Consider the following 25,148-nt stretch of genomic DNA (forward strand, 5'->3'; position numbering starts at 1 on the left):
GGACGCAGACATTGGGTTCGGATCAGGCGGTAGGCTTGCCGACGGGCGCGTCGTCGGTCTTGCGCGTGCGGCGGATTTCCTCGCGCACGTTGTGGCCGAGCGCATCGGCTACCAACGCACCCTGTTCCGCGGTGTGGCGCTTCATGAGGCCGGTCGCAGGCGAGGCGGCAGCGGCACGGCCCGCGTAGCGAGCGCGCGACACGCGGGTGCCCGCCTTTTCCAGCGCTTCCTCGATCAGCGGCTCGACGAAGAACCAGTAGCCGTTGTTCTTCGGCTCTTCCTGAGCCCAGACCACGTCCTGGAGGTTCGGCATGCGCTTCAGGCGCTCGACCAGCGGCTCGCCCGGGAAGGGATAGAGCTGCTCGACGCGCACGATCGCGGTGTTCTTGTCGCCGGCCGCATCGCGTGCCTCGATCAGGTCGTAAGCGACCTTGCCCGAGCACAGCACCAGGCGCGTGACCTCCGTGTCGGCCGGGGCCGAGGGATCGGAGAGCAGGCGGTGGAACTGGCTGTCACCCAGGAACTCCTCGGTCGTCGACACGGCCATCTTGTGGCGCAGCAGCGACTTCGGCGTCATGAGGATGAGCGGCTTGCGGAAGTTGCGATGCATCTGGCGACGCAGCAGGTGGAAATAGTTCGCCGGCGAGGTGACGTTGGCGACCTGCATGTTGTCCTGTGCGCACAGCTGCAGGAAGCGCTCGGGGCGTGCGGAGCTGTGCTCCGGACCCTGGCCTTCATAGCCGTGCGGCAGCAGCATCACGAGGCCGTTGGCACGCAGCCACTTGGCTTCGCCCGACGCGATGAACTGGTCGATCATGATCTGCGCGCCGTTCACGAAGTCGCCGAACTGCGCCTCCCACAGCACCAGCGTCTTGGGATCGGTCAGCGCATAGCCGTATTCGAAGCCGAGCACGCCATATTCGCTGAGCGGCGAGTCGAGCACCTCGAACCGGCCGTGCTCGACCTGCTGGAGCGGCACGTACTTGTGCTCGTCCTTCTGGTCGACCCAGACGGCGTGGCGCTGCGAGAAGGTGCCGCGGCCCGAGTCCTGGCCCGAAAGGCGGACGCCGAAGCCTTCCGACAGGAGCGAGCCGAACGCCAGCGCTTCCGCGGTCGCCCAGTCGAAGCCCTGGCCGGTCTTGAACATCTGCCGCTTGGCCTCGAGCACCCGGCCGAGCGTCTTGTGGATCTCGATGTCCGCCGGGATCTCGGTCAGCGTGCGGCCGAGCGAGTCGAACAGCTTGGCCTCGATGCCGGTATCGGCCGTGCGGCGCGCGGTCTCCGGGTCGGCCGGCATGTGCAGGCCCGACCAGCGGCCGGCGAACCAGTCCGCGCGATTGGCCTTGTAGCTCTTGGCGCTCTCGAACTCGCCTTCGAGCAGCGTGGTGAACTCGTGCGTCTTGCCGTCCACGAACGCCTGGTCGACTACGCCTTCCGTGATCAGGCGCTTGGAATAGATTTCCGAGACCGGCGGGTGGGTCTTGATCTTGGCGTACATCAGCGGCTGGGTGAACGAGGGCTCGTCGCCCTCGTTGTGGCCGAAGCGGCGGTAGCACCACATGTCGATCACGACGTCGCGCTTGAACGTCTGGCGGAACTCGATCGCGACCTTGCAGGCGAAGGTAACGGCTTCGGGATCGTCGCCGTTGACGTGCAGGATCGGCGCCTGGACGCCCTTGGCGACGTCCGACGGATAGGGGGAGGAGCGCGCGAACTGCGGGCTCGTCGTGAAGCCGACCTGGTTGTTGATGACGAAGTGGACGCAGCCGCCTGTGTTGTAGCCGCGGATGCCGGAGAAGCCGAGGCACTCCCAGACGATACCCTGGCCGGCAAAAGCCGCGTCGCCGTGGATCAGCACCGGCAGCACCTGCTCATGATCGGCGAGGTCGTTGCGCACCGTCTGGATCGCGCGCGACTTGCCGAGCACGACCGGGTTCACCGCCTCGAGGTGCGAGGGGTTGGCGACCAGCGACATGTGGACGGTGATGTCGTCGAAGCTGCGGTCGGTGGAGGTGCCGAGGTGATACTTCACGTCGCCCGAGCCGCCGACGTCCTCCGGGTTGGCCGAGCCGCCCGAGAATTCGTGGAAGATCACGCGGAAGGGCTTTGCCATCACGTTGGCGAGAACGTTCAGGCGGCCGCGGTGGGCCATGCCGTAGACGATCTCGCGGACGCCCATCTGGCCGCCGTACTTGATGACCGACTCGAGCGCCGGGATCATCGATTCACCGCCGTCCAGGCCGAAGCGCTTGGTGCCGACGTACTTGCGGCCCAGGAACTTCTCCCACTGCTCGGCCTCGATGACCTTGGAGAGGATCGCCTTCTTGCCGTCGACCGTGAACTGGATGGCCTTGTCCTTGCCCTCCATGCGGTCCTGAAGGAAGCGGCGCTCCTCCACGTCGGCGATGTGCATGTATTCGAGACCGACGTTGCCGCAATAGTTGGCGCGAAGGATCGTCACCAGCTCGCGGATGGTCGCGGTCTCGAGGCCCAGCGTCCCGCCCAGATAGACCGGACGGTCGATCTCGGCATCGCTGAAGCCGTAATATTCGGTGGTGAGATCGGCCGGCAGCTCGCGATGGGGCGAGAGGCCGAGCGGATCGAGATTGGCGGCCAGGTGACCGCGCACGCGATAGGTGCGGATCAGCATCTGCGCGCGGATCGCGTCGCCGGCTGCCTTGGCGATGTCGGCGGTGGAGGCCTGCGCGGGGGCCGCGGCCGGTGCCGGCGCGGGCTTGCCGCCGCCCTTTGCGGGCTTGAGCGCGGGCTCCATCTGGGTCGGGTCGAGCGCCGCGGTGAGCGCGTCGGTTTCGGTCAGCGGCCAGCGCTTGCTCTGCCAGCTGGGGCCGGAGACCGCACCCTCGAGCCCGTCGAACCACTGGCGCCAGCCAGCGTCGACGCTGGCGGGATCCGCCTTGTAGCGGGTGTAGAGCGTCTCCACGAACGCCGGGCTGACGCCGGCTGCGATATCGGAGAAATCCTGGCCTTCGTAGCCCATGGTGCGTCCTGTCCGTCCGTTCGTCCCGAGAAACCGTCGAGGGACGTGCCGCGCGCTCCGGCGTGTCGCGGGCGACACGCAAGATGGGAACGCGCGGCGGTGTCTTTAACCCTTCAGCACTTCCAGCAGCGTCGAGCCGAGCTCGCTGGGTGAAGCGGCGACCTTGATGCCGGCTGCTTCCATCGCCGCGATCTTGTCCTCGGCGCCGCCCTGGCCGCCGGAGACGATCGCACCGGCGTGGCCCATGCGGCGGCCCGGAGGCGCCGTGCGGCCGGCGATGAAGCCTGCCATCGGCTTCTTGCGGCCGCGCTTCGCCTCGTCCTTGAGGAACTGGGCTGCTTCTTCCTCGGCCGAGCCGCCGATCTCGCCGATCATGATGATCGACTCGGTCGCGTCGTCGGCCAGGAACAGCTCGAGCACGTCGATGAAGTTGGTGCCGTTGACCGGATCGCCGCCGATGCCGACCGCGGTGGTCTGGCCAAGGCCCGCGTTCGAGGTCTGAAACACCGCCTCATAGGTGAGGGTGCCCGAACGCGACACGACGCCGACCGAACCCTTCTTGAAGATCGAGCCCGGCATGATGCCGATCTTGCACTCGCCCGGCGTCAGCACGCCCGGGCAGTTCGGGCCGATCAGGCGCGACTTGGAACCCGACAGCGCGCGCTTCACGCGGACCATGTCGAGCACGGGAATGCCCTCGGTGATGGCGACGATCAGCGGGATCTCCGCGTCGATCGCTTCCAGGATCGAGTCGGCCGCGAAGGGCGGCGGCACGTAGATGACCGAGGCGTCGGCACCGGTCTTCGACTTGGCTTCGGCGACGGTGTTGTAGACCGGCAGGCCGAGGTGCTCGGTGCCGCCCTTGCCCGGCGTCACGCCGCCGACCATCTGGGTGCCGTATTCCAGCGCCGCCTTGGTATGGAAGCTGCCGGTCTCGCCGGTCATCCCCTGGGTGATGACCTTGGTGTTCTTGTCGACAAGGATGCTCATTTCATTCCCTCGGCAATAGGGACGATCGTGGCGCGCACGCCCGTCCTCTTGGTATCTTCTTCGCCGGCGAGCATGACGCCCTTGTCGCCGACGATCCACAGGGTCGCCTCCGAACCGCTTTCGGTCGGTCGTGCCCCAAGTTCCTTGGTGATCCCGTCGACGGTCGCCGCGAGGCTGTCGGTCGATCCGCGCGAAGCGAGGACGTGACAGCCCGATTCCTTCGCAGCGGCGCCGGTGCCGGTCATCAGGATCGGCCCGCGTCCGCGGGCGTAGATCCGAAGCGGCGGTCCGTCGCCGTCGATGTCATACGCATTCCACCCGGCTGCCTTCAGCTGTGCTTCGTCGATCCCGGAGGGAATCGTCGCCTGGAGGCAGGCACGGACCCCGGCGGGGAACGTATCTACCGTGCCCGGCGCCGCAGCGGGAAGCTGCGGCGCCAGCGCCAGGGTCAGTGCAGCGAGGCTGCCGAGATCAGGCAAGGGAGCCGTCGATGCCCTTGCACGCGACCAGCAGTTCCTTGACCGCGTCGACCGACACGGTGAGGTTGGCCTGCGCCTCCTCGGAGAGCTTGATCTCAACGATCTTCTCGACGCCGTCCTTGCCGATGACGATCGGCACGCCGACGTAGAGGTTGTCCACGCCATACTGGCCGGTGAGGTGGGCTGCCGCCGGCAGGACGCGCTTCTTGTCGTAGAGATAGCTCTCGGCCATCGCGATCGCCGAAGTCGCGGGCGCGTAGAAGGCGGAGCCGGTCTTCAGGAGGCCGACGATCTCGCCGCCGCCCGAACGGGTACGCTGAACGATCGCGTCGATGCGCTCCTTGGTCGAGAAGCCCATGTCGATCAGGTCGCTGACCGGGATGCCCGACACGGTCGAATATTCGAGCACGGGCACCATGGTGTCGCCGTGGCCGCCGAGCACGAAGCTGTTCACGTCCTTGACCGAGACGTTGAACTCTTCGGCGAGGAAGTGGCTGAAGCGCGCGGAGTCCAGCACGCCGGCCATGCCGACGACCTTGTTGTGCGGCAGGCCAGAGAATTCGCGCAGCGCCCACACCATCGCGTCGAGCGGGTTGGTGATGCAGATCACGAATGCGTCGGGGGCGTTGGCAGCAATGCCCTCACCAACGGCCTTCATGACCTTGAGGTTGATGCCCAGCAGGTCGTCGCGGCTCATGCCCGGCTTGCGAGCGACGCCGGCGGTGACGATGATCACGTCCGCGCCTGCGATGTCGGCATAGTCGTTGGAGCCGGTGATCTTGGCGTCGAAGCCTTCGACCGGGCCGCACTGGCTGAGGTCGAGCGCCTTGCCCTGGGGAACGCCCTCAACCACGTCGAACAGGACGATGTCGCCAAGGTTCTTGAGCGCTGCGAGGTGGGCGAGCGTGCCGCCAATGTTACCGGCGCCGATGAGCGCGATCTTCTTGCGGGCCATGAATCCTCCCGTGTGGATGCCGCGGTTCATTGGGAACCGCAATCGGGCGGGCATTACTCCCTTTGCGGAGCCCGAACAACCCGGGAAACCCACTATCTTTGCAGCTGCGAAGCAATTGCAATAAGGATCGGGCGCCGCGGAAAACCGAAGCTTGCAGCGGGATGAATAACGCGCTCAAGCGCAAACGGTTGCCCCATTCACGGCACCGCTGGCCGGGTTGGGGAGGCGGCCGGACGCCCCCCGGTCGGGTCAGGCGCCGTCCGCCGCTGCCTCGCCATGGCCGGCGGCGAGATAGTCTTCCGACCGCATCTCGTTGAGGCGCGACACGGTGCGTTCGAACTCGAACGCGCCGTCGCCCTGCTCGTAGAGGTGCTCGGGAAGCGCGTCGGCGGCAGCGAGCAGCTTCACCTTGTGCTCGTAGAGCGCGTCGATGAGGGTGACGAAGCGGGCGGCTTCGTTGCGGTTCTCCGGCCCCAGGCGCGGGATGCCGACCAGGATGACGGTGTGATAGTGGCGCGCGATGGCGAGATAGTCGGGCGCGCCGCGTGCCTCGCGGCACAGCCGCTTGAAGCTGAAGACGGCGACGCCCTTCAGCGACTTGGGCACGTGGAGCGTGCGGCCGCCGTGGACGGCGAGCTCTTCGCTCGGCACATGGTCGCGATCCTCGACCGGATAGTCGGTGAGGCGGAAGAAGGCGGCGGAAAGCTTGGCGGTCGCCTCCGGCCCGTTGGGCACCAGCCAGGTGTCCATCACGCCCAGGCGGTCGCGGCGATAGTCGACGGGCCCGTTGAGCGGCATCACGTCGAGCCGCTCCTTGAGCAGCGCGATGAAGGGCAGGAAGCTCTGCCGCTGGAGGCCGTTCTTGTAGAGGTCGTCGGGCGGGCGGTTGGAGGTTGCGACGACCGTCAGGCCGTGCGTCATCATCTCGCTGAACAGGCGCGAGAGCACCATCGCGTCGGCGGTGTTGTTGATGACCATCTCGTCGAAGGCGAGCAGGCGCAGGCCCTCCGCCATCGCGGCGGCGACGGGCGGCACGGGATTGCCTGCTTCGCGCTTACGCTCGACGTTCAGGCGGTCATGCACCTCCAGCATGAACTCGTGGAAGTGGACGCGGCGCTTCTCGGGAATCGCAACGCAGTGGAACAGCAGGTCCATCAGCATCGACTTGCCGCGGCCGACCCCGCCCCAGAGGTAGACGCCGCGTGGGCTGGGTGCCTGCCGCCCGGTGAGGCGCGCGAGCAGCCCGCGGGACGGCGGTGCCTCAAGTTCTGTGGCGAGGCGGTCGAGGCGGACGGCGGCGGCGCGCTGGTCGGGATCGGCGCGCAGTTCGCCGGCGGCAATTAGCGAGTCGTAACGGGCGAGAACCTGGGACAAGCGGGACACTCCCGCACCGCCGGTTCGCGCAGTCGGCAACGGTGCGTCGGGCGCCGCAGAGGGGCGCTAGGTGTCGCGACTGCGACCGACAAAAAGGAAAGGGGCCGCCCACAGGCGGCCCCGGAAAGGATCAGAGCGTGCGCTCGAGCTCCAGCTTCTTAACCTCGGCGATCGCCTTGGCCGGGTTCAGGCCCTTGGGGCAGACGTTCGCGCAGTTCATGATCGTGTGGCAGCGATAGAGGCGGAAGGGATCTTCCAGCTCGTCGAGTCGCTCGCCGGTCATCTCGTCGCGGCTGTCGGCGAGCCAGCGATAGGCCTGGAGCAGGATCGCCGGGCCCAGGAACTTGTCGCTGTTCCACCAGTAGCTGGGGCAGGACGTCGAGCAGCAGGCGCACAGGATGCACTCGTAGAGGCCGTCGAGCTTCGCGCGGTCCTCCGGCGACTGCAGCCGCTCCTTGCCCGAGGGGGCCGGGGTGACGGTCTGCAGCCACGGCTTGATCGAGCTGTACTGCGCGTAGAAATGGGTAAAGTCGGGGACCAGGTCCTTGATCACATCCATGTGGGGGAGCGGCGTGATGCGCACCTCACCCTTGATGTCCTCGATCGCGGTCGTGCAGGCGAGGCCGTTGCGGCCGTCGATGTTCATCGCGCAGGAGCCGCAGATGCCCTCGCGGCACGAGCGGCGGAAGGTGAGCGAGGGATCCTGCTCGCTCTTCATCTTGATGAGCGCGTCGAGCACCATCGGGCCGCATTCGTCGAGGTCGATCTCGAACTTGTCGTAGCGCGGGTTCTCGCCCGTATCGGGGTCGTAGCGATAGACCTTGAACTTCTTGACCCGGCCGGCGTCAGCCGCCGCCTTGTGCTCGCGGGACTTGCCGGTGATCTTGCTGTTCTTGGGCAGGGAAAATTCGGCCATTGCGCGGATTCCGTCAGCTCTGGATGCGGTGGGGCGACGCAGGCCCCGGGGCGATTTGGGCTTCCGATACATGACCCCTGCCGCTGTCGCAAACGGCAAGCGCGCTTTTCTGGGGGGAGGGCGTTTGCGGCCCCCTCCTTCCGTCATGCTGAACTTGTTTCAGCATCCATCGTGCCGCCAGGACCCCCGTCGCCAATGGAGAGATGGACCCTGAAACAAGTTCAGGGTGACGAAGGCCCCGCGCCTCAGATGACGTCGAGCACCAGGCGGCGGCGCTTGGCTTCCTCCGCCTCGATGTACCAGTTGGAGGGGGCCTTTTCGACCAGCTCCTCGAACGGCACGTCGGAGCCGGCGACGAGATCGCGGAAGCCCTCTTCCTCGATGCGGATCGAATGCTCGATCTCGTGGAGCTTGGCCTTGAGCGTGTAGCTGAGCGTCTTGAGCGGCCCGGAAAGCTCGACGGAGCTGGACATGAGTCGCTCGTGCAGCATCAGGCGCGTGCCCTTGGTGAGGAAGCGCGTCTCGACCGGGAACGCGGCCATGAAGGTAGCGCCGGCCGAATAGACGGCGACCTTGCCGAGGAACAGGATCTCGCGCCCGGAATATTCGCGCAGCAGGCGTACGTCGTCGCCCATCGCGCGCGCGACCTCCGGATCGCCACCCAGGGTGGAGATCGAGATCACCAGCGAGCCTTCGGCAGGGGCGTTGGCCATCTGCTGCCGGAAGTTGGTGTACATGGAATGATCCACCGGCCCGGCAAGGTGGACATGCGGGGCGGCGAGGAGCGGGTACTGGGTGGCGTCGGTCATGGCGCGCTAACCGAGGCGCTGTCCGATGGTTCCGGCGAGGCGCGAGTCGCGCCCAAAGAAAAAGGGGCAGACGTTGCCGTCCACCCCTTTGTCGAGTTCGTCGTTTCGACGGGATCAGTACACGCGCTTCTTGGGCTTGATGTAGTCGATCTCGTCGGTGAGCGTGTAGTCGTGCACCGGACGCGTATCGAGGCTGGTCGAGCCGCCCTTGCCGCCCCAGCCATCGAAGGTCGCGATGGTGTGCTTCATCCAGTTGGCGTCGTCGCGCTCCGGGAAATCCTCGTGCATGTGCGCGCCGCGGCTTTCCTTGCGGTTGATCGCGCCGCGGATCGTCACCAGCGCCTGGCCCACCAGGTTGTCGAGCTCCATGGTCTCGACCAAGTCGGTGTTCCAGATCAGCGAGCGATCGGTGATGCCGATGTCCTGCATGCCCGCATAGATGCCCTCCATCTTGGTGACACCCTCGGCCATCAGCTCGTCGGTGCGGAACACGGCGCAGTGGCGCTGCATCGTCTTCTGCATGTCGAGGCGCAGCTGCGCGGTGGGCGTGCCGCCCTTGGCATTGCGGAAGTGGTCGAGGCGGCCGAGCGCCATTTCTTCCGAGCCCTTGGGCAGCGGGTTGTGCGCGGTGCCGGGCTTGATCGTCTCCTTGATGCGCAGGCCGGTCGCGCGGCCGAACACCACGAGGTCGATCAGCGAGTTGGAGCCGAGGCGGTTGGCGCCGTGCACCGACACGCAGGCCGCTTCGCCCACCGCGAACAGGCCGGGGACGACCGCATCCGGGTTGCCGTCGCGCTTGTGCACGACCTCACCGTGGAAGTTCGTCGGGATGCCGCCCATGTTGTAGTGGACGGTCGGGACGACCGGCAGCGGCTGGCGCGTCAGGTCGACGCCGGCAAAGATCTTGCCGGTCTCGGTGATGCCCGGAAGCCGCTCGGCCAGCACCTTGGGATCGATGTGATCGAGGTGCAGGAAGATGTGGTCGCCTTCCTTGCCGACGCCGCGACCCTCGCGGATCTCCATCGCCATCGAGCGCGACACGACGTCGCGCGACGCCAGGTCCTTGGCCGACGGGGCATAGCGCTCCATGAAGCGCTCACCCTCGGAGTTGGTGAGGTAGCCGCCTTCGCCGCGCGCACCCTCGGTGATGAGGACGCCGGCACCATAGATGCCGGTCGGGTGGAACTGCACGAACTCCATGTCCTGGAGCGGCAGCCCTGCGCGCAGCACCATGCCGCCGCCGTCGCCGGTGCAGGTGTGGGCCGAGGTCGCCGAGAAATAGCAGCGGCCGTAGCCGCCGGTCGCGAGCACCGTCGCATGGCTGCGGAAGCGGTGGATCGAGCCGTCTTCCATGCACAGCGCGATCACGCCGCGGCACTGACCATTCTCCATGATCAGGTCGAGCGCGAAATACTCGATGAAGAAGTCGGCGTCGTACTTCAGGCTCTGCTGGTAGAGCGCGTGGAGCATGGCATGGCCGGTGCGGTCCGCCGCGGCGCAGGTGCGCTGCGCGGGCGGGCCTTCGCCCATGTTCTGCATCATGCCGCCGAACGGGCGCTGGTAGATCTTGCCTTCCTGCGTGCGGCTGAACGGCACGCCGGCGTGCTCCAGCTCGTACACGGCGGCAGGCGCCTCGCGGCAGAGATATTCGATCGCGTCCTGGTCACCGAGCCAGTCGGAACCCTTGACGGTGTCGTACATGTGCCAGGTCCAGTGGTCCGGACCCATGTTGCCGAGCGAGGCGGCGATGCCGCCCTGCGCCGCGACGGTGTGGCTGCGGGTCGGGAACACCTTGGTAATGCAGGCGGTCTTCAGGCCCGACTCGGCGATGCCCATGGTGGCGCGCAGGCCGGAGCCGCCGGCGCCGACCACCACCGCGTCATAGGTGTGGTCGATGATCTTGTAGGCTTCAGACATCAGGCGGGCGTCCCCGTGAAAGCGATGCGCAGGATCGAGAAGATGGCGAGGCCGGCCCCGAGCGCAGTGAGCAGGTTGAGCACGACGAGCAGAACGACTCGCGTCTCGTCATGCTGATAGTCCTCGATCACGACCTGGAGGCCGAGTCGCGCATGATAGAAGAGGGTGGCGATCAGCAGCGCCATCGGCAGCGCCGCCCAGCCCGAGCTCAGCCACTTCGTGAGGCTGGCGAAGTCGTAAGACGGCAGCATCGCGATCGAGAAGAGGAACCACAGGAGCAGCAGCAGGTTCGAACCTGCTGTCAGCCGCTGGTGCCACCAGTGATGGGTGCCCTGCTTGGCGGATCCCAGGCCGCGGACGCGACCGATGCTCGTACCGTTACCCATCAGTGCTTCCCCACCAGCAGCCAGGCCCAGAAGGCGATCGTCGCGAGCGGCGAGAAGACCATGGTGGCCATTGCCGTCATCTTGCCCTTGCGCAGCTCATAGCCGGCGCCGATGTCGAGCACGAGGTGGCGGACGCCGCTCGCCATGTGCTGGAACACGGTCAGGGTCAGGCCGATGCCGACCACATAGCCGATCACGTTCAGCCCGCCGCCCGACACCGTGAAGACGTCGACAAAGGTGGCATAGCTGTCTTCGCCGCCGGCGATCGCCGCCAGCCACCAGACCAGCAGGCCGAGACCCACGGAATTGGCGACGCCGGTGGCGCGGTGCAGAATCGAGACCAGCATGTGCGGGCCCCAGCGCCAGATGCCGAGGTGTGGCGACAGCGGGCGCGCATATGGTTTGGAAGCCAAGTCAGTTCCTTTCGCGAACCGCGCCTATCTACCCGGGGGGCGGTGTGATGCAAGACGCAAGAGCCCGGGTAGGCCGACGTAACCGGCCTGACGGCGAATATCGTGATGCGCCAGTTCTGTACGGCAAGTTGCGCCGGCGCCAAAGCGCCGATGTGGATCGGCGAATTCGCGGCTCTGGCGTGGCGGCCGGCCAGCCTCTATCGCCGGGGCATGACGCACATCCTCCTTACCGGCAGCTCGCGCGGCATCGGCGCCGCGATCGCGGGGGCGCTCGATGCGCCGGGCCTGCGCGTGGTCGGCCACGGCACCGCGAGCGGCATCCCGGCCGACTTCTCCGATCCTGCGGCGCCCGCGCGCCTGTGGGAGCAGGCGCTCGACGCGCTCGACGGGCGCATCGACGTGCTGGTCAACAACGCCGGCGTGTTCGAGGCGACGCCGCTCGACCTGCCGCACGACGACTGGGTCGCCGGCTGGGAGCGGACGATGCGCATCAACCTGACGGCGGCGGCCGAGCTCTGCCGGCTGGCGGTGCGTCACTGGCAGGCGCGCGGCACGGGCGGCCGCATCGTCAACGTCGCCAGCCGCGCCGCCTATCGCGGCGACAGCCCGGCGCACTGGCATTATGCCGCCGCCAAGGCGGGCATGGTGGCGATGACCAAGACCATCGCGCGCGGCTATGCGGCGCAAGGCATTCTGGCGTTCGCGATCTGCCCGGGCTTCACCATGACCGGCATGGCCGACGATTATCTGGAGAGCCGCGGCGGCGACACGCTGCTGGCCGACATTCCGCTGGGCCGAGTCGCGATGCCGGAAGAGGTGGCGACCGCCGCGCGATTCCTGGCGCTGGAGGCGCCGCCGTCGATGACGGGCGCGGTGCTCGACATCAACGGCGCGAGCTACGTGCGTTGAATTTGTTCGGTGCCGCCATGGTCCGGCACCGCCGGACCGCCAAGAAGGACTCCCATGCCTAGCTGGAAGCTTACCCTGCCGTGCACCCGCGCCGAGGCCGAGGCGATCGACGCCGCCGAGGACCTGGGGCTCGACTCCGCGCCCGTGCTGATGACCACCGAGGACGTCGAGGACGATGCCGAGCGCTGGCACCTGGACGCCTATTTCGAGGTCGAGCCCAATGACGCGGCGATCGCGGCGCTGCAGGCGCTGGTGCCGAGCGCGCGCGGGCGTGCGCCCGCGATCGAGCAGCTGGACGACGAGGACTGGGTGACGATGAGCCAGGCCGGGCTCGAGCCGCTCCACGTCGGCCGCTTCTATGTCCACACCGCCGCCCAGGACGCGCCGCCGCCGGAGGGCGCCCGCGTGTTCCGGATCGAGGCGGGGCGTGCGTTCGGGACCGGGCATCACGAGACCACCAGCGGGTGCCTGGCGATGCTCGACGGGCTGGCAGGCGAGCGTTTCACCGACGTGATCGACATCGGCACGGGTACGGGCCTGCTCGCCTTTGCCGCGCGCGAGCTCTGGCCCGAGGCGCGGGTGCTGGCGACCGACATCGATCCGGTCGCGGTCGATGTCACGCGCGAGAATGCCGAGGTGAACGCGGTTCCGGGGATCGACCTGGTGGTCGCGGACGGGGCGCTTGCCGATGCGATCACCGAGCGCGCGCCCTATGACCTGCTGATCGCCAACATCCTGGCGGGACCGCTGGTGTCGATGGCGCCGGAGGTGGCGGCGATCGCTGCCCCGCACGCGACGGTGGTGCTGGCGGGACTGCTCGGCCGGCAGGCGAGCGAGGTGATCGGCGCGTACTCGGCATGCGGCTGCACGCTGGAGGCGCGCGACGATCGCGGCGACTGGACGATCCTGCGGCTGCGCGCGGGCGCGGAACGCTATGTCCCCACTGCGCCGATCGATCCGGCCGGGCGCGACGGCTGGGCGCTGGACATCTGACCGCCAGCCGGCCTCTGCTCGGCCGCACCGGGCGCGGCCTGCTGCTCCTGCTGGCAGGGGTGGGCGCGCTGGTCGTCGCCTATGGCGTCGCGGGGCTGGTCGGCGGCGCCTTTGCGCTCAACCGCGGCTGGTCGCCGCCGGAGGCGGGCGTGCGCGTCTGGGTCGAGGACAATGGCATCCACACCAGCATCATCGTGCCGGTGGCGGCGGAGGGCGTGGACTGGCGCGACCTGGTGCAGCCGCAGGACCTGCGCGACCCGCGCTTTGCCGGGCACAGCCACCTGTCGATCGGCTGGGGGGATCGCGGCTTCTACGTCGGTACGCCGACCTGGGGTGAGCTGAATCCGAAGACGGTGCTGCGGGCGGCAGTCGGCAGCGAGGACACGGTGATGCACGTCGGCCATCTGGCCGAGCCGGTGGAGGAGGCGAGCGTCCGGTCCGTGCTGCTGCGCCCGGAGGAGTATCGCCGGCTCGCCGGCTTCATCCGCGCGAGTTTCGCAGTGGGCCCGGATGGGCGGGCGGGAAGCGTGCCGGGCTATGGGCGGTCGGACGCCTTTTACGCGGCGCACGGCCGCTACAGCGCGATCCGCACCTGCAACAGCTGGACCGGCGAGGCGCTGCGCCATGCGGGCGTGCGCATGGGGGCGTGGACGCCGTTTTCCGCAACGGTGATGGCATGGCTGCGGTGAGACCGCCGCTGGGGCCGCCGCCGCTTCGCCACACATTGGTCGAATGGCCGCGCGCCGCCTGGGGCGTGGCGCAGCTGGCGATCGAATGGCGGGCGCTGGTGACCAGTCCGGCCGGCGACGGCCGGCCCGTGATGGTCTTGCCCGGGCTGTTCAACTCCGATCGATCGAACCTGGTGATGGTCCGCTACCTCACCGCGCTCGGCTACCGGGCGAGCGGCTGGGGGCTGGGGCGCAACCTGGGCCGCCGGACCATCGGTGCGGAGGGCGAGCGGCTGTTCGCGCGCGTGGACGAACTGGCCGAAAAGGCAGGTGCGCCCGTCACGCTGATCGGCGTCAGCCTGGGCGGGATCATGGCGCGGCTGTCCGCGCACCGCATGCCGGGCCGGGTGCGGGAGGTGATCACCGTCTCCTCCCCCTATGCAGGGCCCGCGCGTGCGACGCGGGTGTGGCGCGCCTATCAACGGATCACCGGCGACCGTATCGATGCGGCGGAGACGCTGGCGCTGGCGGAGCTGGTGCGAAGCCCGCTGCCGGTTCCCGCCACCGCGATCTGGAGCCGGAGCGATGGGCTGGTGAACGGGCTCGCGTGCCGGAGCGACGACTGCCGCGCGATCGAGATCCGCAGCAGCCACCTGGGCGTTCAGCTGCGGCCCGACGTGCTCCGTGTGATCGCCAGCATTCTGGCGGAGGGCGCCGATCAGTAGGGCTGGTCGCGCTGGATGCGCTCGGCGTCCTTGCGGGCGCGCTTTTCCTCCTCGCGGGCGCGCTTTTCTTCCTTGCGGCGCTGGCGTTCTTCCTCGGCCTGCTGCTTGCGCAGCTTGCGGCCCGCGTTGCGATCGGCCTCGTCCTGGCTGGTGGTGGTCCAGTCGACCACTTGCGACCCCGCGCGCACCGGCGCGGTGGCGACATCCCAGGCGGTCTTGGCGACGCAGCCGCCGGCCAGCAGCGGCACCAGGGCCAGGGGAAGGATCAGGCGCGGGGACAAACGCATGGGAACAGCTCCTCGTGGGGCCGCGGCGCGGCGAGGCGACCCTAGCAGCATAACGCCCGGGTGGCAGGGGCGATGCGGCGGATGGATCAGGCGGCCGCGCGCGCCTTTGCGACTGCCGCGGAAAGCCCTTCATAGCCGACCGCGCCGCTCAGCATCTGGTCGCCGACCACCCAGGTGGGCGTGCCGGTGACGCCGAGTTGCCCCGCCTGCTGCAGGTTGCGGGCGATCTCCTGCGCGATCGCCGGCGAGGCGATGGCGGCGCGCGCGCGTGCGACATCGAGCCCGGCCTTGGCCGCGGCGCGCGCGATCGCATCCTCGCCGAGATCCTGCTCGGCATAGAGCGCGGCGTGGAAGGGGCGGAACTTGCCCTGTTCGGCGGCGGCGAGCGCCCATTCGGCGGCGGTGCGGCTGCCGGGGCTCAGGATCGGCAGCTCGCGATAGACGACGCGGACCTTGGGATCGTCCGCGAGGAGCTTTTCGATGGCCGGCAGGCTCGCGCGGCAATAGCCGCAGGCATAGTCCATATAGGCGACCAGCGTGACGTCGCCCTGCGGGTTGCCGGCCCAGGCGCCGGCGAACGGGGTCTCGATGCCGCTGCGGTTGGCGGCGACGGCCTTGCCGACCTCGCGCTCCTGGAGCTTCTGCATCGCTTCCGGCAGGATTTCGGGATGCGAGAGCACATAGTCGCGGACGATCGCCTCGGTACGGGCGCGGTCGCTGCCGGGAAGGAGCGGCTGCAGCAGGGCGAAGGCGGCGGCGCCCAGCAGCGCGGCGAGCAGCAGCGCGCCGAAGGCGAGGATAGGATTACGCGGCATCGGGGTCCTTATTGCGCGGAAAGGCGCCGGCGGTTGTGCTTGCGCTCGTCGAGTTCGTTCTGCGCGATCATCTGGATGTCCTGGGCGCGGAGCCGCTCGGAGCTTCCCTCGGGCAGGCCCGCGACCGCCGCGCGGGCGCTGGCGAGCGCCATCTGCGGCTCCCCGATCAGGCTCGCCCGCTCTGCCATCGCAAGCGCCACGCGCGGCTGATCGCCCTTGCGCTCGTAGATGGTGGCAAGCTGGGTCCAGGCGAACGGGTTTTCGCGATCCCGGCCGACCGCCTGGCGCAGCACCTTCTCGGCCTCCGCCAGGTGGGCGGGATCCTCGGTGGCGATCAGCGCGTGGCCGAAGGTGGCGGCGATCAGCGGTTGCGCATTGGTGCGCTGGGTGGCTTCGCGCAGCGGCGCGAGCGCGTCGGCGGGACGGCCGGACTCCAGGAGGATCTGGCCCTGGAGCTCCAGAAAATAGGGGTCGTGGGGCTTGGCCTTGACCAGGGCGGCGGTCTCCTGCTGCGCCTGATCGGGATAGCCCGTCAGATGATAGGCATAGGCGCGGGCGTAATGGGCCGGGATGCTGTTGTCGCTCGCCGGATAGCGCCGCAGCGTTTCCTTGGGATCGTTGACGTAGCCGCGCAGCTTCGCCTGGACGCGCAGGAAGCGTTCCTGGAGCGCGGGATCGGTCGGCTTGCCCCAGGCGGGCTGCGCCTGAAGATCTGCGGTCAGCGCACTGATGCGCTCGCCGCTCAAGGGATGGGTGCGGTTGTAGCTGTTCTCCTGCGGGATCGCGAGGCGGTACTCCATGTTCTGGAGCTTCTTGAAGAAGGACAGCATGCCCGCGCCATTGACCCCGGCCGCGCCGAGATAGCGTGCGCCGGCGGCGTCCGCCGAGGTTTCCTGCGTGCGGCTGAAGGCGAGATAATTGCCGAGCGCGGCCTGCTGGCCGGCGGCGAGGATGCCGGCTCCAGCCGAGCCCGCGCCCGCGGCCACGGCGGCGACGCCGAGCAGCAGGCTGAGGATCGAAATGCTCGTGGCAGGGCCGGCCCCGCGGCCGGCGAGCGCGACATGGCCGCCGACGATGTGGCCGACCTCGTGCGCGACGACGCCCTGCACTTCGTTGATGTTGTCGGCTTCGTCGATGAGGCCGGAGTGCAGATAGACCGCCTGGCCGCCCGCTACGAAGGCGTTGACGCTGGGATCGTTGAGCAAGACGACGGTGAAGTTCTTCGGGTCGAGCCCGGCGGCGACGGCGATCGGCCGCGCCATGTCGGCGAGCAGCGACTCGGTTTCCGCATCGCGCAGGATCGACTGGGCGGCGGCCGGCTGCGCGCAGACGAGGAGCGCGGTGGCGAGGCCTGCGAGGATGCGCTTCATGGCAGTCCTTATCGGCAATGCCGGCGCTAGGTTCAATGCCGGCAACGCGCTGCTGGCGATGTGCGGATGAACCGATGGTGAAGCGAGCCCCTCCCGCCCGGGCAGGCGGGAGGGGTCACGTGGCTTATGCGCCGAAGGTACGCTGCCACCAGCCGCGGCGCGGCGTGGCGCCCTCGGTCGCCTCGGACGACGCGTCGCCCTGGGCGGTGTCGGCGTCCGTGTCCGCCGGTGCTGCTTCCGGCTGCGCGGCAGGTTCGAGCGCGGCCTCGGCTGCAGGCGCTGCCGCTTCCGGTGCCGCCTCGGCTGCCGGCTCTGCCTTGCGGCGACGGGTGCGCTTGGGCTTTGCCGGTGCTTCCTCGGCCGGAGCCGGGGTGGCGGCCTCGACCGGTGCCGGGGCCTCAGCCTCGACGGCAGGCTCCGCTGCCTTGCGGCGGCGGGTGCGCTTGGGCTTGGGCGCTTCCTCGGCGGCGGGAGCCTCGGCCTCGGGAGCGGGAGCCTCGACGGCCGGGGCGGGAGCCGCCTCGACCGCTGCCGCCTCGGCAGGGCGTGCCGACGGACGGCGACGCGTGCGCTTGGGCTTGGCAGGTGCCTCTTCCGCAACCGGTGCCGGAGCCTCGGCGACTGGCTCGGCGGGGGCTTCGGCCGGAGCCGGTTCCGCCGCGGCCTCTACCGGCGCTTCCTCGGCAGGCGCGCCGGTCTCGACCGGAGCCTCGTCCTGCGCGGTCTCGGTTTCGCCCGCTGCCGCCGGTGCATCGCTGCGGCGGCCGCCACGGCGGCCACGGCGACGACGGCGACGGCCTTCGCCACCGGCTTCGCTCTCGCCTGCGGGAGCTGCCTCGGCTTCGTCGAGTGCCTCGACCTCGACGACCTCGGTTTCCTCGTCGGCGTCCGCGGCGTCGGCACCGGCGTCCTCGGCCTCGCCGCTGTCGCCTTCCTCGCGGTTGCGACCGCGGCGACCGCGACGGCGACGGCGGCGCTTGCGGCCTTCGCCTTCGTCCTCGTCGCGGCGACGCTGCGGCTGTTCCTCGCGCGCCTCAGTCGCCTCCTCGGCTTCGTCGAGCTCCTCCTCGTCCTCGATCTCGTCGAGGAACTCGTCCTCGGGCAGCTCGAGCAGGGGCGCGATCTTGGGCGGATAGGCCGGGGGCGGGCCGGCGGCCTCGACCGTCATGCGCGCACCTTCGAGCGTGCCGTCCGCCGCGACCTCGACGCTCACGCCGTAGCGATCCTCGATCTCGGCGATGTCGGCGCGCTTCTTGTTGAGGACGTAGAAGGCCGCTTCCTGGCTGCAGCGCAGCAGCAGTTCGGAGCCGCGGCCGCGGGCGGCCTCGTCCTCGATCATCCGCAGTGCCGACAGGCCGGCGGACGACGCGGTGCGGACCAGGCCCGAGCCTTCGCAATGCGGGCAGGTGCGGGTCGACGCCTCAAGCACGCCGGTGCGCAGGCGCTGGCGGCTCATTTCCATCAGGCCGAAGGCGGAGATGCGGCCGACCTGGATGCGGGCGCGGTCGTTCTTGAGCGCCTCCTTCATCGCCTTCTCGACCTTCCGGACGTTGGACCCGTGGTCCATGTCGATGAAGTCGATGACGACGAGGCCGGCCATGTCGCGCAGGCGCAGCTGGCGGGCGATTTCCTGTGCCGCTTCCAGGTTGGTGGCGGTCGCGGTCTGCTCGATGTTGTGCTCGCGCGTCGACCGGCCGGAGTTGATGTCGATCGAGACCAGCGCCTCGGTCGGGTTGATGACCAGGTAGCCGCCCGACTTCAGCTGGACGACAGGGTTGTACATGGCCGCCAGCTGATCCTCGACCCCTGCGCGCTGGAACAGCGGCACCGCGTCGGCGTACTGCTTCACCTTGCGCGCGTGGCTGGGCATCAGAAGCTTCATGAACTCGCGGGCCTGGCGATAGCCGTCCTCGCCCTCGACGATCACTTCCTCGATGTCGCGGTTGTAGATGTCGCGGATCGCGCGCTTCAGCAGATCGCTGTCGCCATAGACCAGCGCGGGCGCGGTCGAGTGCAGCGTCTGTTCGCGGATGCCGTCCCACACGCGGGCGAGATAGTCGAAGTCGCGCTTGATCTCGGTCTTGGTGCGCTGGAGCCCGGCGGTGCGCACGATGCACCCCATCGAGGGCGGCAGCTGCAGCTCCGACATGATCGACTTCAGCCGCTTGCGGTCCGACGACGAGCTGATCTTGCGGCTGATGCCACCGCCGTGCGCGGTGTTGGGCATGAGCACGCAATAACGGCCGGCGAGCGACAGATAGGTGGTGAGGGCGGCGCCCTTGTTGCCGCGCTCTTCCTTGACGACCTGGACCAGCAGCACCTGGCGGCGGCGGATCACGTCCTGGATCTTGTAGCGGCGGCGCAGGTTCATGCGGCGCTGGCGCAGCGCGTCCACGGCGGCATCGTCGCCACCGCCGCGGCGCTTGCGCTTGCGGCTGGAGGGCGCAGGCGCGCCTTCCTCGTCGCCGGCATCTTCGCCCGCGTCGTCGTCGTGCTCGTCCTCGTCGTGCTCCAGCACGTCGACGTCGCCGTCCGCGTCCAGCGCGATCGCGTCTTCGTCGTCGTAGCCTTCCTCGTCCTCGTCCTCGTCGTCCTCACGGGCGCGCAGGGCGGCTTCCTCGGCGGCGTGCTCCGCCTCCTCGCGCAGCAGCGCCTCGCGATCCTCCTTGGGGATCTGGTAATAGTCGGGGTGGATTTCGGAAAAGGCCAGGAAGCCGTGGCGGTTGCCGCCGTACTCGACGAACGCGGCCTGGAGCGACGGCTCGACGCGCGTCACCTTGGCGAGATAGATATTGCCCTTGAGCTGCTTGCGCTCAGCGGATTCGAAGTCGAACTCCTCGATCCGGTTCCCTTTGACGACAGCCACGCGGGTTTCCTCCCGGTGGCGTGCGTCGATCAGCATACGCGTGGTCATTGAAAAGTCTCCGGGCGCGGCGGGCGGCCTGTGGCCGGCGCGGCGCGCCATGGGCGGCGCTGCCGGGCGGATCGGGATCCGCGGCGGCGCTGCATGGGTCGATGAATGCCTCTGCCGCACGGGCATGGCCGGACCGGTGGTCCGGGCCAAACGTCACCGACCAGCGTCCGCCTGTCGCGGTGCTGCTGGAACGGGACGGAACATGCCTCATGCGAGCGTCAACCTGGTTTCCCCGCTGGTCGGCGCAGATGCGGCGGGCGGGTGTGAGAGCGCCGGCCGTCCAGCGGACGACAAACGGCGTATCCGTTGCGTAGCATTGCCGTTGCGATGCGGCAACAGCGCGCTACGGCACCTGACGGCCGCACGTGGCTTGCATCGGCAGACAGGCTTAGGAAGACTTTAACCCGATGCTTTCACCATCGCTCGGGCAAAGGGGGTGCGCCCCCGGCAAGACTGCACGCGGACAACGAGTAGGCTTATGATTTCACGCTGGGCCGGGTTCGGACCCACCCTTCGCACCGCTGGGCTCTGCGCCGCCGCGCTGGCGATGCTGGCGTCGCCACTGGCCGCGACCGCAGCGCCGCCGCCGGGAGGCGATGCGGCCCGGGCGCGGATGACCGTGCCCGCCGCCCGCAAGGCCGGGCGCCTGCCGCGCATCGAGGGCGTGGCGGGGCGGCCGCTGGTGGTGATCGATGCGGGCCATGGCGGGCATGATCCCGGCGCGCTGGCGTCCTGGGACGGGGGCCTGCGCGAAAAGGACCTGACGCTCAAGCTCGCGCGCGAAATGCGCGACCGGCTGCTGGCCTCCGGCCGGGTGCGCGTGGCGCTGACCCGCGACCGCGACGAGTTCCTGATCCTGCAGGAGCGATTCGGCATCGCCCGCCGGTTGGGCGCGGACCTGTTCATTTCGGTGCATTGCGACAGTGCGGAGAACCAGGGCGCATCGGGGGCGTCGATCTACACGCTGTCCGAAGTCGCGTCCGATCGCGAGGCGGCACGCCTGGCGGCGCGCGAGAACAAGGCGGACATTCTCGCGGGCGTCGACCTGGCGGATGCCTCGGCCGACATTTCGTCGATCCTGATCGATCTCACCCAGCGCGAGACCATGAACGCCTCGGCCGGGTTCGCCCGTCTTCTCGGCCGTGAGGCGAAGCCGCTGGTGCCGCTGAAGCCCAACTACCATCGCATGGCATCGCTGATGGTGCTGAAGGCACCGGACATGCCGTCGATCCTGTTCGAGACGGGATACATCTCCAACGAAGACGACGCCAAGCGGCTGAATTCGGACTCGGGCAGGCGCGCCCTTGCCGAGAGCGTGCGCCGTGCGGTGGAGGTGCATTTCGCGCGCCGGCTCGCCGCGCGCTGACGCCCGGGTGGGACGGGTCGACCGTCGCCCCGCGGCCAAGCTGCTGGCACGGCGGTCCAAACCTGCTACATCGCGCGGCCGATGAGTGCCGCTTTCGATCCCGCGACCGCCCGCCCAGAACCCGCGCCCGAGGGTCGGCGCGCCCGTTTCCGCCGCATCCGGCGCCGCTGGTGGTTCCGCCTGCTCGCCTGGGCCGCGCTGCTGGCGGGGCTGGCGATGGTGGTGATCTGGTTCTTCCTGATCCGCACCCTGCCGTCGGTGGAGGCGCTGCGCAGCTACGAGCCGCCGCTGCCCACCAACGTGCGCGGGATCGAGGGAACGCCGATCCACAGCTATGCCCGAGAGCGTCGGGTCGAGCTGTCCTATCCCGAATATCCGCCGCTGCTGGTGAAGGCATTCCTGGCCGCGGAGGACCGCACCTTCTTCGAGCATCACGGCGTCGACTATCCCGGCATCGCCAGCGCGATGCTGACCAACCTGCGCAACGACGGCCGCCCGATCGGCGCCTCGACCATCACCCAGCAGGTGGCCAAGAACCTGCTGCTGAGCAACGAGGTGAGCTACGTCCGCAAGGCGAAGGAGGCGTTTCTCGCCTATCGCATCGAAGACGTGCTGACCAAGCAGCAGATCCTGGAGCTCTACCTCAACCAGATCGCGCTCGGCCGGAACGCGTTCGGCGTCGAGGCGGCGAGCCACGCCTATTTCGACAAGGACCTGGAGCAGCTGTCGCTGGCGCAGATGGCGTATCTGGCGATCCTGCCGAAGGGTCCGTCCAACTACACGCCCGAGCGCGGGTACGATCGCGCGATCGCCCGGCGCAACTGGGTGCTGGGCGAGATGCTCCGCAACGGCTTCATCACCCAGGGGCAGCATGACGGTGCAGTCGCCCAGCCGCTCGGCACCACGCCCCGCCAGACGCCGCGGTTCGAACGCGTCGGCGGCTATTTCATCGAGGAAGTGCGCCGCCAGCTGCTCGGCCGCTTCGGCGAGAACGACAAGGACGGGCCGCACAGCGTCTATGCGGGCGGCCTGTGGGTGCGCACCTCGCTCGACCCGCGGCTGCAGGGCTTTGCCCAGGACGCGCTGCGGCGCGGGCTGATCCGCTACGAGTCGGGTCGCGGCTGGTCCGGGCCGGTACGGCAGGTCGAGATCGACGGCGACCGCTGGCAGCAGGCGCTGCTCAACACCAACATCGGGCTGGACTATAGCGACTGGCGCGCCGGCATCGTGGTGTCGCGCGACAGCGGTTCGGCGGTGATCGGCTTTGCCGACGGCAGCACGGGCACGCTGCCGCGCTCGGCCGCACAGATGCCGGTGCGAGGCAAGGGCGGCGCTGCCTTTGGCGCGCTCAAGGCCGGTGACATTATCGCGGTGGCGCCCGAGGGCGGCCATTTCGCGCTCCGCTCCGTGCCCCGTATTTCGGGCGGCATGGTGGTCGAGGAGCCGCGGACCGGGCGCATCCTGGCGATGCAGGGCGGGTTCGATTCGCGGCTGCAGGCGTTCAACCGCGCCACCCAGGCCAAGCGCCAGCCGGGATCGACCATCAAGCCGATCGTCTATTCGGCCGCGCTGGAAAAGGGGATGACTCCGGCGACCATCATCACCGACGCACCCTATTGCGTGGACCAGGGCGGACGGCTGGGCACCAAGTGCTTCCGCAACTTCTCCGGCTCCTATGCCGGGCCGCACACCATGCGCTGGGGCATCGAGCAGTCCCGCAACCTGATGACGGTGCGCGCGGCGGCGGCGACGGGCATGAAGAACGTCACCGACCTGATCCAGCGGCTGGGCGTGAGCGAGGGGCGCTATCCGTCCTACCTCTCCTATGCGCTGGGCGCGGGCGAGACGACGGTCGCGCGGATGGTCAACGCCTATTCGATCCTGGTGAACCATGGCCGCGCGCTGAAGCCGAGCGTCATCGACTTCGTGCAGGACCGCCATGGCAAGGTGATCTGGCCGCAGGACTGGCGCGCGTGCGACCGGTGCAACGCACGCGATTGGGACGGCAAGGCGATGCCGCGGCCGGTGATCCGGTCGCGCCAGCTGCTCGATCCGCTCACCGCCTACCAGATGGTCCATATCACCGAGGGCGTCGTCCAGCGCGGCACCGCCGTCACGCTGCGCGACCTCGACCGGCCGATGATGGGCAAGACCGGCACCAACAACGGGCCGACCGACGTGTGGTTCGTGGGCGGCACGCCGCAGATGATCGGCGGGCTCTACATCGGCTATGACACGCCCCGGAACCTGGGCGGCTATGCGCAGGGCGGGACGCTGGCGGCGCCGATCTTCAAGGCGTTTGCGGTCAAGGCGTTCGAGGGGATGGAGAAGCTGCCGTTCACCGCGCCCGCCGGCATCCGCATGGTGCGCGTCGACCGGGGGAGCGGCAAGCCGGTCTATGGCGCCTGGCCGACGACCGATCCCAAGGCGTCGGTGATCTGGGAAGCGTTCAAGCCGGAGAGCGAGCCGCGCCGCCGCGCGCGCCGTTCGCGCGAGGGCGAAGATGCGGCACCGGTCCAGAAGGCCGCACCGCGCGCGCAGACGGCCCCGCAGGACGGCGATTTCTTGCAAAGGGAGGGCGGCATTTACTAGGGGCGGGGACGACCATCCTGCCCGAGCCGGCAGTTCCTTTTCTGACGATACATTGAAGCGCCGCCCTTGCGGCCCGAGATTCCCGGGTTCATCCGGGATCTTCGAAGGTGGAGAGAATTTCGATGCGCGCCGAAGCGCAAGCCCATGTCGACAAGATCAACGACGCGCTGGCGCTGTTGCGCCGCTTCCTCGACTGGGACCGCGCGCTGCGCCGCCTGGACGAGCTGAACGCGCGCGTCGAGGACCAGAGCCTGTGGAACGACCCCAAGGCCGCGCAGGAAGTGATGCGCGAGCGGCGGCGGCTGGACGAGGCGATCACCGCGACCCGTGCGATCGAGGCGGAGCTGTCCGACACGGTCGAGCTGATCGAGATGGCGGATGCCGAGGGCGACGCCGAGATGGCGGACGAGGGCACGCAGAGCCTGGCCCAGCTGGCGGAACGCGCCGAGCAGGACAAGGTAAAGGCGCTGCTGTCGGGCGAGGCCGACGCCAACGACACCTATATCGAGATCAACTCGGGCGCCGGCGGTACCGAAAGCCAGGACTGGGCGGGCATGCTGCAGCGCATGTACACGCGCTGGGCCGAGCGGCGCGGCATGAAGGTCGAGCTGATCGACTATCACGCCGGCGAGCAGGCGGGCATCAAGTCGGCGACGCTGCTGGTGAAGGGCGAGAACGCCTATGGCTATGCCAAGACCGAGAGCGGCGTGCACCGGTTGGTGCGCATCAGTCCGTACGACAGCGCGGCACGGCGCCACACCAGCTTTTCGAGCGTGTGGGTCTATCCGGTGATCGACGACAACATCGACATCGAGATCAATGAGAGCGAGCTGCGCATCGACACGTATCGCGCGTCGGGCGCGGGCGGTCAGCACATCAACACGACCGATTCGGCCGTGCGCATCACCCACCTGCCGACCGGTATCGTCGTGCAGTGCCAGAATCAGCGTTCACAGCACAAGAACAAGGCCGAGGCGTACAACCAGCTGCGCGCGCGCCTGTACGAGCGGGAACTCGCCGAGCGCGAGGCGGTGGCGAACGCGCAGAACGCCACCAAGACGGACATCGGCTGGGGCCACCAGATCCGCTCCTATGTCCTCCAGCCGTACCAGCTGGTGAAGGACCTGCGCACGGGCGTGACCTCGACTGCGCCGGGCGACGTGCTCGACGGTGCGCTCGACCCGTTCATGGCAGCGGCGCTGTCGCAGCGCGTGACCGGCGAGACGGTCGAGGTGGAGGACGTCGACTGATCGTGGGGCGGGTCCTGCCTGG

At 68.8% G+C, this 25,148-nt stretch carries 21 protein-coding genes; 7 read left to right on the forward strand and 14 right to left on the reverse strand.

Annotation, left to right across the window (positions count from 1 at the left end):
* Nucleotides 1–22: 22 nt before the first annotated feature.
* The 10 genes from EDF69_RS04455 to sdhC form a co-directional block, all read right to left on the reverse strand.
* A complete protein-coding gene (locus EDF69_RS04455) occupies nt 23–2,998 on the reverse strand; it encodes a 2-oxoglutarate dehydrogenase E1 component (protein ID WP_132882353.1) in 2,976 nt (991 codons plus the stop codon).
* Between the two features lie 105 nt (nt 2,999–3,103).
* Nucleotides 3,104–3,988, reverse strand: a complete 885-nt coding sequence (gene sucD, locus EDF69_RS04460) for a succinate--CoA ligase subunit alpha (protein WP_132882354.1) — start codon at nt 3,986–3,988, stop codon at nt 3,104–3,106.
* Nucleotides 3,985–4,467, reverse strand: coding sequence for a hypothetical protein (locus EDF69_RS04465; protein WP_132882355.1), 483 nt, complete (start codon nt 4,465–4,467; stop codon nt 3,985–3,987). The genes sucD and EDF69_RS04465 overlap by 4 nt, the downstream gene beginning before the upstream one ends.
* Entirely contained in the window at nt 4,460–5,422 is a 963-nt protein-coding gene (gene mdh / locus EDF69_RS04470) for a malate dehydrogenase (protein WP_132882356.1), read from the reverse strand. Before mdh ends, EDF69_RS04465 begins: the two co-directional genes overlap by 8 nt.
* Nucleotides 5,423–5,671: 249 nt before the next feature.
* Nucleotides 5,672–6,796: a cell division protein ZapE gene (gene zapE / locus EDF69_RS04475; protein ID WP_132882357.1), complete on the reverse strand. Its 1,125-nt coding sequence runs from the start codon at nt 6,794–6,796 to the stop codon at nt 5,672–5,674.
* 130 nt (nt 6,797–6,926) lie between these two features.
* Entirely contained in the window at nt 6,927–7,712 is a 786-nt protein-coding gene (locus EDF69_RS04480) for a succinate dehydrogenase iron-sulfur subunit (protein ID WP_125961780.1), read from the reverse strand.
* Nucleotides 7,713–7,957: 245 nt separating this feature from the next.
* On the reverse strand, nt 7,958–8,521 hold the full coding sequence (locus EDF69_RS04485) for an ATP-dependent Clp protease proteolytic subunit (RefSeq protein WP_125961778.1): 564 nt from the start codon (nt 8,519–8,521) through the stop codon (nt 7,958–7,960).
* Nucleotides 8,522–8,635: 114 nt separating this feature from the next.
* Entirely contained in the window at nt 8,636–10,438 is a 1,803-nt protein-coding gene (gene sdhA, locus EDF69_RS04490; protein WP_125961776.1) for a succinate dehydrogenase flavoprotein subunit, read from the reverse strand.
* A complete protein-coding gene (gene sdhD / locus EDF69_RS04495) occupies nt 10,438–10,824 on the reverse strand; it encodes a succinate dehydrogenase, hydrophobic membrane anchor protein (RefSeq protein ID WP_132882358.1) in 387 nt (128 codons plus the stop codon). Before sdhD ends, sdhA begins: the two co-directional genes overlap by 1 nt.
* Complete coding sequence (gene sdhC / locus EDF69_RS04500) at nt 10,824–11,237, reverse strand: succinate dehydrogenase, cytochrome b556 subunit (protein ID WP_125961772.1); 414 nt, start codon at nt 11,235–11,237, stop codon at nt 10,824–10,826. The genes sdhD and sdhC overlap by 1 nt, the downstream gene beginning before the upstream one ends.
* A gap of 210 nt (nt 11,238–11,447) precedes the next feature.
* On the opposite strand from sdhC, the gene EDF69_RS04505 reads away from it, so the two are divergent.
* The 4 genes from EDF69_RS04505 to EDF69_RS04520 are packed head-to-tail and all read left to right on the forward strand — an operon-like array spanning nt 11,448 to nt 14,532.
* Nucleotides 11,448–12,146, forward strand: a complete 699-nt coding sequence (locus EDF69_RS04505; RefSeq protein WP_132882359.1) for an SDR family NAD(P)-dependent oxidoreductase — start codon at nt 11,448–11,450, stop codon at nt 12,144–12,146.
* A gap of 54 nt (nt 12,147–12,200) precedes the next feature.
* A complete protein-coding gene (locus tag EDF69_RS04510; protein WP_132882360.1) occupies nt 12,201–13,139 on the forward strand; it encodes a 50S ribosomal protein L11 methyltransferase in 939 nt (312 codons plus the stop codon).
* A gap of 59 nt (nt 13,140–13,198) precedes the next feature.
* On the forward strand, nt 13,199–13,828 hold the full coding sequence (locus EDF69_RS04515) for a TIGR02117 family protein (protein WP_204991313.1): 630 nt from the start codon (nt 13,199–13,201) through the stop codon (nt 13,826–13,828).
* Entirely contained in the window at nt 13,816–14,532 is a 717-nt protein-coding gene (locus EDF69_RS04520) for an esterase/lipase family protein (RefSeq protein WP_132882361.1), read from the forward strand. The genes EDF69_RS04515 and EDF69_RS04520 overlap by 13 nt, the downstream gene beginning before the upstream one ends.
* On the opposite strand, the gene EDF69_RS04525 is transcribed toward EDF69_RS04520, so the two are convergent.
* The 4 genes from EDF69_RS04525 to EDF69_RS04540 form a co-directional block, all read right to left on the reverse strand.
* Nucleotides 14,526–14,819 carry a hypothetical protein gene (locus EDF69_RS04525; protein WP_132882362.1) on the reverse strand — a complete coding sequence of 98 codons (294 nt, stop codon included), beginning with the start codon at nt 14,817–14,819 and terminating at the stop codon, nt 14,526–14,528. The genes EDF69_RS04520 and EDF69_RS04525 overlap by 7 nt on opposite strands.
* An 86-nt stretch (nt 14,820–14,905) precedes the next feature.
* A complete protein-coding gene (locus EDF69_RS04530) occupies nt 14,906–15,634 on the reverse strand; it encodes a DsbA family protein (protein WP_132882363.1) in 729 nt (242 codons plus the stop codon).
* A gap of 8 nt (nt 15,635–15,642) precedes the next feature.
* Nucleotides 15,643–17,004 (reverse strand): M48 family metalloprotease, encoded by a 1,362-nt coding sequence (locus EDF69_RS04535; protein ID WP_132882364.1) that lies wholly within the window; start codon nt 17,002–17,004, stop codon nt 15,643–15,645.
* A gap of 124 nt (nt 17,005–17,128) precedes the next feature.
* Nucleotides 17,129–19,918 carry an Rne/Rng family ribonuclease gene (locus EDF69_RS04540; protein WP_239555294.1) on the reverse strand — a complete coding sequence of 930 codons (2,790 nt, stop codon included), beginning with the start codon at nt 19,916–19,918 and terminating at the stop codon, nt 17,129–17,131.
* A gap of 478 nt (nt 19,919–20,396) precedes the next feature.
* Here EDF69_RS04540 and EDF69_RS04545 point away from each other — a divergent pair, with 478 nt between their 5' ends.
* The 3 genes from EDF69_RS04545 to prfB all read left to right on the forward strand — a co-directional run bounded on the left by EDF69_RS04545 (nt 20,397) and on the right by prfB (nt 25,126).
* On the forward strand, nt 20,397–21,284 hold the full coding sequence (locus EDF69_RS04545) for an N-acetylmuramoyl-L-alanine amidase family protein (RefSeq protein ID WP_132882365.1): 888 nt from the start codon (nt 20,397–20,399) through the stop codon (nt 21,282–21,284).
* A gap of 81 nt (nt 21,285–21,365) precedes the next feature.
* Nucleotides 21,366–23,876: a penicillin-binding protein 1A gene (locus EDF69_RS04550; protein ID WP_132882366.1), complete on the forward strand. Its 2,511-nt coding sequence runs from the start codon at nt 21,366–21,368 to the stop codon at nt 23,874–23,876.
* Between the two features lie 122 nt (nt 23,877–23,998).
* Nucleotides 23,999–25,126 carry a peptide chain release factor 2 gene (gene prfB / locus EDF69_RS04555; protein WP_125961761.1) on the forward strand — a complete coding sequence of 376 codons (1,128 nt, stop codon included), beginning with the start codon at nt 23,999–24,001 and terminating at the stop codon, nt 25,124–25,126.
* Nucleotides 25,127–25,148 lie beyond the last annotated feature (22 nt).

This window comes from Sphingomonas sp. JUb134, assembly GCF_004341505.2.
Lineage (GTDB): Bacteria > Pseudomonadota > Alphaproteobacteria > Sphingomonadales > Sphingomonadaceae > Sphingomonas.